This is a genomic window from Pseudomonas sp. Pseusp88 (genome assembly GCF_047303955.1).
Taxonomy (GTDB): domain Bacteria; phylum Pseudomonadota; class Gammaproteobacteria; order Pseudomonadales; family Pseudomonadaceae; genus Aquipseudomonas.
This window is the reverse complement of sequence record NZ_JBGLYM010000136.1, coordinates 1-248: the sequence shown is the minus strand read 5'-3', so window position 1 is coordinate 248 and position 248 is coordinate 1. Positions and strand designations below refer to the sequence as shown.

Sequence of the window (248 nt, the reverse complement as noted above, 5' to 3'; positions counted from 1 at the left end):
GAGGGACAAGCGCCTGGGGATCAGCTCAGGCGGCTTGCACCAATGTGGTCAGCACCATCAGCGGCTACGCGGTTTGCGCCAACGCGGTCAGCACCATCAGCGGCTACACGGTTTGCGCCAACACGGTCGGCACCATCAGCGGCTACACGGTTTGCACCGACGCGATCAGCACCATCAGCGGCTACACGGTTAGCGCCAACACGATCGGCACCATCAGCAGCGACACGGTTAGCACCAACGTGGTCAGC

Annotated in this window: 1 pseudogene; it reads right to left on the bottom strand. The window is 62.9% G+C overall.

Annotated features, from left to right (window positions below):
• Nucleotides 1-20: 20 nt before the first annotated feature.
• Nucleotides 21-248, bottom strand: a pseudogene (locus ACCD02_RS32780) (hypothetical protein); the annotation flags it as partial.